The organism is Kordia zhangzhouensis (assembly GCF_001005305.1).
Taxonomy (GTDB): Bacteria; Bacteroidota; Bacteroidia; order Flavobacteriales; family Flavobacteriaceae; genus Kordia; species Kordia zhangzhouensis.
Genome location: NZ_LBMH01000034.1, coordinates 1 through 1,292, shown reverse-complemented (window position 1 = coordinate 1,292; position 1,292 = coordinate 1). Strand labels below are relative to the sequence as shown.

General features: G+C 32.5%; 1 protein-coding gene. It reads left to right on the top strand.

Going from position 1 to position 1,292, the window contains the following annotated elements; genetic code table 11:
• Window positions 1-1,292, top strand: a 1,292-nt coding sequence (locus AA088_RS17420) for an amino acid adenylation domain-containing protein (RefSeq protein ID WP_046746324.1), incomplete at both ends; no start/stop codon positions are given.

The following is a 1,292-nucleotide window of genomic DNA, read 5'->3' as shown; positions in this document are numbered from 1 at the left end:
GATTGCGGTTGTTTATGAAGATCGAAAATTTACTTATGAGCAATTACATTTAGAATCGAATCAGTTTGCAAATTATTTAATGGCAAATTATAAAGTAGAAGTAGAAGATTTTATAGCATTAAAAATACCACGTAGTGATTTTTGGATTGTCTGTCTTTTAGGAATTTTGAAAACAGGCGGCGTTTATATTCCAATTGATCCGATATATCCACAAGCACGTATCGATTATATAGAAACTGATAGTAATTGTAAATTCATCATAGATGAAAAAGTTATCTCAACATATATAAAAGAAAAGCATTTATACGATGTAACTTTTCAAGGTGTTGAATTTGATACAAGTTCATTGGCATATATAATTTATACTTCTGGAAGTACAGGAAAACCAAAAGGAGTATTAATAGAACATAATGGAATTATCAATACCGTTTTAGCTCTCATTGATTCTTTCCAAATAAAAGAGGAAATGAAATGTTTACAATTTGCTAATCAATGTTTTGATGCTTCTATTTGGGAAATACTATCAACATTACTAAGCGGAGCAAGTTTATACATCATTGAGGATGCTAAGAAGTTTGATCTTTCTTTTTTTGAAGATTATCTGAATGCTAATAAAATAGACGCTACAGTATTGCCCCCTGCATTGGTCAAAACGTTAGTGATATCAAATCTAAAGCATCTAAAAACTTTAATTACAGCTGGAGAAGAAGCACCCTTACATCAAGTAAAATTATTTCAGTCACAAGGAGGTCGCTATATAAATTCTTATGGGCCTACAGAAGCAAGTGTGTGCGCTACTACATATGAAGGAATCATTGAGGATTCGGTTCCGATAGGAAAACCAATCAGTAATACTGAAGCATATATTTTTGACGAATTACACAATATATTGCCTGTGGGTGTTACAGGAGAATTATGTATTGGCGGATCAGGACTCGCAAGAGGATACTTGAACAGAGAAGCACTTACCCAAGAAAAGTTTATACCACATCCATTTAAAACGGGCAAACGCTTATATAAAACGGGTGATATGGCGCGATGGTTACCTGATGGAAATATAGAATTTATTGGTAGAAAAGACAATCAAGTTAAAATTCGCGGCTATCGAGTAGAGCTTGGCGAAATAGAAAGCATTTTATTAAAATATGAGGGGATTTCCAACGGGTGTATTTTAGCAAAAAAAGATACTATAGGAAATAATAAATTGATAGGATATATCGTAATTGATGGTAACTTCGATAAAAAAGCACTAGAACTATTTTTAGAATCGTATTTACCGTCATACATGATTC